The organism is Streptococcus sinensis (genome assembly GCF_000767835.1).
GTDB lineage: Bacteria > Bacillota > Bacilli > Lactobacillales > Streptococcaceae > Streptococcus > Streptococcus sinensis.
In genome coordinates, this window is sequence record NZ_JPEN01000099.1 from 35,519 (window position 1) to 42,083 (window position 6,565).

The following is a 6,565-nucleotide window of genomic DNA, read 5'->3' on the forward strand; positions in this document are numbered from 1 at the left end:
AGGTAAATACCGAACATTTTAGTAGAAAAATGGGATAAACTCTTTATAGGAGGAACTTTAATGATATAATAGAAGAAAACTAAGGAATATGAGGTCAAAATGATGACGACAACCAAGACACAAATTGCGGGTTTTGAATTTGATAACTGTCTGATGAATGCAGCAGGAGTGGCCTGTATGACAGTCGAAGAGTTAGAAGAAGTTAAAAACTCTGCTGCAGGAACTTTTGTGACCAAGACGGCGACATTGGACTTCCGTCAGGGCAACCCAGAGCCTCGCTATCAGGATGTTCCGCTGGGCTCTATCAACTCTATGGGCCTGCCCAACAATGGTTTAGACTACTATCTGGACTACCTGCTGGAGCTGCAGAAAAGCGAACCAGATCGGACCTTTTTCCTCTCACTGGTTGGCATGTCGCCAGATGAGACTCATACTATTCTCAAAAAAGTTCGGGCAAGTGATTTTAAAGGGATTACCGAGCTCAATCTCTCCTGCCCGAATGTACCTGGCAAGCCTCAGATTGCTTATGATTTTGAAACAACGGCAAAGATTTTGTCAGAGGTTTTTGCTTATTTCACCAAACCGCTAGGTATCAAGCTGCCTCCTTACTTTGACATCGTGCATTTTGACCAAGCTGCCGCGATCTTCAATCAATACCCGTTGGCTTTTGTCAACTGTGTCAATTCGATTGGAAATGGTCTTTACATTGAGGATGAGTCTGTCGTTATCCGTCCGAAAAATGGTTTTGGTGGTATTGGCGGCCAGTATATCAAGCCGACGGCTCTAGCCAATGTCCATGCCTTTTACCAACGCCTCAAACCAGAAATCCAAATCATTGGAACCGGTGGTGTCTTGACCGGCCGAGATGCCTTCGAGCATATCCTTTGCGGAGCCAGCATGGTGCAGGTAGGAACGACCCTTCATAAGGAAGGTGTGGCAGCCTTTGAGCGCATCACTGCAGAACTCAAGGCGATTATGGAAGAAAAAGGCTATGAAAGTCTGGACGATTTCCGAGGGAAATTGAAGTATATTGAAGATTAAATTATCAAAGTAAGTATGTTATTGGGTAGGATGAGTTTATTTTCCTGCCCTCTTCTTTTGATTTCTAGGAATCTCCTAATCAAAATTCTATAAAAGTTCACTATTTTATGAGAAAATAGACACAAAGAAATGAGGTGTTTTTATGGCAGAAATTTATCTAGCAGGCGGTTGTTTCTGGGGCTTAGAAGAATATTTTTCTCGGATTGAGGGTGTTGAGGAGACGACAGTAGGCTATGCCAATGGTCAAGTGGAATCCACTAATTATCAACTGATACACCAGACCGACCATGCGGAAACAGTGCAGGTAGCCTATGATGAAAAGCGGCTTAGTCTGCGGGAGCTCCTGCTCTATTATTTCCGGGTTATTGATCCTCTGTCAGTCAACAAGCAGGGAAATGATGTGGGACGTCAGTATCGGACTGGCGTTTACTACGTCCGTGAAGCGGATCGATCCATTATCGAGCAGGTTTTTGCGGAGCAGGAGGAGCAGCTTGGACAAAAGTTAGCTGTAGAGTTAGAACCTCTGAAGCATTATATCTTAGCTGAGGACTACCATCAGAACTATCTCAAGAAAAATCCGACTGGCTATTGCCACATCAATGTCAATGATGCTGCACAGCCTTTGGTGGATGCTGGGTATTATCCCAAGCCTAGCCGGCAGCAGCTGAAAGACAAGCTGACCGAAGAGCAGTATCAGGTGACCCAGCAGAGTGCGACGGAGCGCCCCTTCCAGAATGCCTACAATGCTACTTTTGACGCAGGAATCTATGTTGATGTGACAACTGGGGAGCCACTCTTTTTTGCGGCTGACAAGTTTGAGTCAGGATGCGGCTGGCCTAGCTTCGCTCGTCCTCTTGCCAAGGATGTCGTCAGGTACTATGAAGATAAGAGCCACGGTATGGAGCGGATTGAGGTGCGTAGCCGTTCTGGTAATGCCCATCTAGGCCATGTCTTTGCCGATGGGCCTCAGGAATTGGGTGGCCTGCGTTACTGCATCAACTCAGCAGCTCTGCGATTTATCCCAAAAGAGCAAATGGAAAAAGAGGGCTATGGCTATCTGCTCACATATATGAAATAAAAGGCTTTTAAGGCCTTTTTTGTGAAAATTGACAAAATTTTTTAGATAAGGGATCATGTACATACGAAAAAAGGGAGAGAAAGATGCGTGTAAAAAAATTCTTTATTATTTTAGCTATATTTATGGCGGTGCTTACTTTAATAGCTTGTCAATCTACGGCGAAAAGGACTACCAGCTCCACATCTTCTTCTATTCAAAAAGGTAAGATTACAAAGAATCCAAAATCAGACAAGGAGACCGGTTCGAATAGTCAGAAAGATTCAAAGAACAGCCAGACTTCAGCTTCTAGTACTACCATTCCCGAGAGTAACGCAGCAACAGCGCTAGATGAAGTGATGAATAGCTTGCCTCAAGATGCCCAGTCTGCCAAGACAGATAAAATTTATGCAACAGGCAATGCCAAGGTTTATTATCGTTCCTTTGGAGAAGGATCTAGCGCTCAAACGCCTGATTTCAAAGGTTATACTGAGGAGAAAGTTAGAGAAATTCTTGGTGCACCAGAGGCCGTGATAAGGGATTCGAACTATATTAAAGAGACCTTTAAGCGCCAAGAGTTAGAAAATTTAAAAGCGCTCTACCAAAGCCAATATGTGACGGAAGAGCAGGCAAGGGCTTTCTATGTGGTAGCAGCAGATATTGCACAAGCTGTCGGCTTGGGACAAGACTATCAGTTGGACAGCGATTATATTTTATATAGTTACAAGCAAAATAAAGTTTATCTGATTTTCTTTGAAGGAGAGTTAAAATATATCACTCCTCACCCGGACTATCTTTATTTTAAATAAAGTATCAAAATCCCTTGCACTATTTTCCTAGGCTTGTTATAATAGCTAAAATCTCTTGAAACCAAGTGTTGGGAAAGTGAGGATATGCGGATGAAGGCATACACAAATGTCAATTTGGTGACCTGCGATAGCGATTTTCATATTTATCGAGAAGGTCTGCTGGTTGTGGAGGATGAACGCATTGCCTACTGTGGTGCCTATGATGAGGCTTGGCTAGAACAATGCAGTGAGCTAGTAGATTACGAGGGAGCTTGGCTCATGCCAGGGCTGGTCAACTGCCATACACACTCGGCCATGACCTTGCTACGTGGGATTCGTGACGACAGCAATCTGCACGAATGGCTGGAGGACTATATCTGGCCAGCAGAAAGTCAATTCACGGAGGATCTAACGACTGAGGCTGTCCAGCTGGCTCTGGCTGAAATGCTGCTGTCAGGAACAACGACTTTTAACGACATGTATAATCCTCAGGGAGTGGATATTGACCGAATTTACCAGATCGTGCGGCAGTCTGGTATGCGCTGCTATTTCTCCCCAACGCTCTTTAGCTCAGCAACAGAAACGGCAGAAGAGACTCTGGCACGTACTCGGACCATTATTGAGGAAATTCTCTCCTATGAAGATGCAGATTTTCAGGTTATGGTGGCGCCACATTCGCCCTATGCCTGTAATGAAGAACTGCTCAGGGGCAGCCTTGAGTTAGCGCGTGAGCTGGACTTGAAGCTTCATATCCATGTGGCTGAGACTCAGGAAGAAAATAAAATCATCTTAGAACGCTACGGTAAAAGGCCTCTGGCTTTCTTGAAAGGGCTAGGCTACTTGGAGCAGCCAGCAATTTTTGCTCACGGAGTTGAGCTGAATCCGTCAGAAATTGCAGATTTAGCAGCTTCTCCAGTCAGCATCGCCCACAATCCTATCAGCAACCTCAAGCTGGCTTCCGGTGTAGCTCCAGTGACAGACTTACTAACTGCTGGTGTGACCGTTGGCCTCGCGACAGACTCTGTCGCTTCTAATAATAATCTGGACATGTTTGAGGAAGGTCGGACAGCTGCCCTTCTTCAGAAGATGTGTGCAGGTGATGCGACCCAGTTTACGATTGAGCAGGCCTTGAAGGCTTTGACCATCGAAGGAGCTAAGGCGCTGGGTTTGGAGAACAAAATCGGCAGTCTGGAAGCGGGCAAGCAAGCCGATTTCATTGCCATTCAACCCAAGGGACGACTTCACCTCTATCCTTTGGAAAATATGTTATCGCACCTAGTATACGCCGTTAAGGGTAGTGATGTTCAGGATGTCTACATTGCTGGGCAGCAGGTCGTTCAGGATGGACAAGTGCTGACGGTTGATCTAGAAAGTTTTGTTTAAGTGTGAAAGTTTAAAATTCAACAAAACAATTAGAAATCGCTTGCAATTTCAAAAAATTATGCTATACTTAGTCTATGGATTGTTACTGGTCAAGCAGGCAAAACCTAAACAAATACGAGATATGAAGCAGTTCTTGCTTTTTATTTGGTGTGTGTTTAGGTTTTTTTGTTACCTATTTTCCGGGAATAGGATGCAAACTGACGACCTAAAAAATACAAGGAGGTCCATTATGGCTAAAGATTATACAGAATTAGCTCAGGATATTGTTGCTCATGTGGGCGGCAAAGACAACATTACCAAATTGGTACACTGTGTGACGCGCTTGCGTTTTTCTTTAAAAGACGAATCCAAGGCTGACACAGATTATCTGATAAAGCGGGACGGAGTTGTAACGGTTGTGAAGGCCGGAGGTCAATACCAAGTCGTTATCGGTAATCATGTACCAGATGTCTACGACACTGTGCTCAAAGTCGCTGGAATTGCTGGCGAAGGCAGTGTTGATGCAGATGACGATGTAGTAGAAGGGAATCTTTTTGACCGCTTCATTGCCCTCGTATCTGGGCTCTTCCAACCAATGTTGGGTACCTTGTCAGCGGCCGGTATGATTAAAGGTGTAGTAGCCATTATGGCAGCTCTTGGTGTGCCTGCTACAGATGGCGCTTATGTTGTGCTCAATGCAGCTGGAGATGGACTTTTCCAATTCTTGCCTTTAATTTTGGCGATTACAGCTGCTAAACGTTTCAAGATGAATCCCTTTACAGCTTTAGCTATTGGTTTTGCTTTGGTTTATCCAAATATCGCAGCAAGTTTTGCAGGAGAACAGCCGCTTTATACGCTTTTTGCAGGCACACCGATTGAGTCTCCGATTTTCTCAACTTTCTTCGGTCTTCCGATTATCTTCCCGGCATCTAGCTATCTGTCAACGGTACTGCCAGTGATTGCAGCTGTTTGGGCAGGCGCTAAGATTGAAAAAGGCTTCAAAAAAATCATCCCAGATGTTGTAAAAGTCTTTATTGTGCCGTTCTTTACTCTTTTGATTACAGTTCCATTGGCCTTCCTTGTCATCGGTCCGGTCATGACTTGGGCTTCTGATTTGGTCGGTGCTCTCTTTACTGGTATCTATGACTTTAGCCCAGTGGTATACGGTATCGTCCTAGGGGCTGCTTGGCAGGTTCTGGTGATGTTTGGTCTCCACTGGGGCTTGGTGCCGCTGGCAATCTTGGAACTGCAAAAAGGCCCAGGCGTCATCCTTGTTGCCACTATTGCAATCTGTTTTGCTCAGGCAGGTGCCCTGCTCAATATCATGATGCGTACTAAGGAAGATAAGGTCCGTCAACTCTCTATTCCAGCTTTCATCTCAGCTCTCTTTGGTGTAACGGAGCCAGCTATTTACGGTATCACGCTTCCTATGCGCTTACCATTCATCATGACTTGTATTTCAGGAGCGTTGACTGGTGCTTATCTGGCTTTCTTTGATGTGAAAATGCAGGTTATGGGCGGTATGGGACTTTTTGCCATTCCATCCTTTATTGAAGCTGGAAATGGCATGACTCTCGTTCACTTTCTGATTGCAATTGTAGCTAACTTTGTTCTTGGCTTTGGCTTGACTCAGCTAGTCAAGATTCCAAATCTTTTTGGAGAAGCTGCTTCAGAACCTCAGGATGTTGAAAAAAAAGAATTTGCGAGTGAAGTAAGTGAACAAGCTATTAGCAGCCCTCTTGCGGGAACTATTGTAGCTCTGGAAGACACTCCAGATGCTGTCTTTGCTAGTGGAGCTATGGGTCAGGGTGTAGCTGTTGAGCCAAGTGTCGGCGAGGTGGTAGCACCAGCTGATGGGGTCATTCGTCTGCTTTTCCCAACCAACCATGCTATTGGTCTCGCGACAGATGATGGAGCTGAGTTGCTCATTCACGTGGGTATGGATACCGTCGCCTTGGAAGGTCAAGGTTTCACAGCTCATGTTACCCAAGGTTCTAAGGTCAAAAAAGGCCAGCTGCTGCTCAGCTTTGATATCGAAGCGATCAAAGAAGCTGGCTATCCAGTGACAACTCCGATTATTGTGACCAATACAGCTGACTATGCTAAAGTTGATGTGGTGGCTGAAGGCCAGATTGAGGTTGGCACTCAATTGCTGGATTTGCATAGATAATTTTTGAATTAAAAGAGTAATGGAAAATAGAACCGTTACTCTTTTTTATTCCCACGAAGAGCTCATTTTATGATAAAATATAAGTAAAAAGGAGGCATTCTATGTAAAAAGTCAAGAATAATTTTTTAAAATATCAATTATTTTTTACAG

General features: G+C 44.6%; 5 protein-coding genes. All 5 read left to right on the forward strand.

The features are described from left to right. Positions 1–102 precede the first annotated feature (102 nt). Entirely contained in the window at positions 103–1,041 is a 939-nt protein-coding gene (locus SSIN_RS08495; protein WP_037617920.1) for a dihydroorotate oxidase, read from the forward strand. Between the two features lie 142 nt (positions 1,042–1,183). Then, positions 1,184–2,119 carry a peptide-methionine (R)-S-oxide reductase MsrB gene (gene msrB / locus SSIN_RS08500; RefSeq protein WP_037617911.1) on the forward strand — a complete coding sequence of 312 codons (936 nt, stop codon included), beginning with the start codon at positions 1,184–1,186 and terminating at the stop codon, positions 2,117–2,119. A gap of 83 nt (positions 2,120–2,202) precedes the next feature. After that, positions 2,203–2,904 carry a DUF4947 domain-containing protein gene (locus tag SSIN_RS08505; RefSeq protein ID WP_037617913.1) on the forward strand — a complete coding sequence of 234 codons (702 nt, stop codon included), beginning with the start codon at positions 2,203–2,205 and terminating at the stop codon, positions 2,902–2,904. 90 nt (positions 2,905–2,994) lie between these two features. Then, positions 2,995–4,266, forward strand: coding sequence for a TRZ/ATZ family protein (locus tag SSIN_RS08510; protein WP_037617914.1), 1,272 nt, complete (start codon positions 2,995–2,997; stop codon positions 4,264–4,266). A gap of 229 nt (positions 4,267–4,495) precedes the next feature. Next, the gene (locus SSIN_RS08515) at positions 4,496–6,415 is read left to right on the forward strand and encodes a beta-glucoside-specific PTS transporter subunit IIABC (protein WP_037617916.1); all 1,920 of its coding nucleotides are present in this window, start codon (positions 4,496–4,498) and stop codon (positions 6,413–6,415) included. The last annotated feature ends 150 nt before the right edge of the window (positions 6,416–6,565 follow it).

Coding starts and splice junctions, on each gene's coding strand:
- SSIN_RS08495 (WP_037617920.1), top strand. CDS start 103: ATGACGACAACCAAGACACAAATTGCGGGTTTTGAATTTGATAACTGT.
- msrB (WP_037617911.1), top strand. CDS start 1,184: ATGGCAGAAATTTATCTAGCAGGCGGTTGTTTCTGGGGCTTAGAAGAA.
- SSIN_RS08505 (WP_037617913.1), top strand. CDS start 2,203: ATGCGTGTAAAAAAATTCTTTATTATTTTAGCTATATTTATGGCGGTG.
- SSIN_RS08510 (WP_037617914.1), top strand. CDS start 2,995: ATGAAGGCATACACAAATGTCAATTTGGTGACCTGCGATAGCGATTTT.
- SSIN_RS08515 (WP_037617916.1), top strand. CDS start 4,496: ATGGCTAAAGATTATACAGAATTAGCTCAGGATATTGTTGCTCATGTG.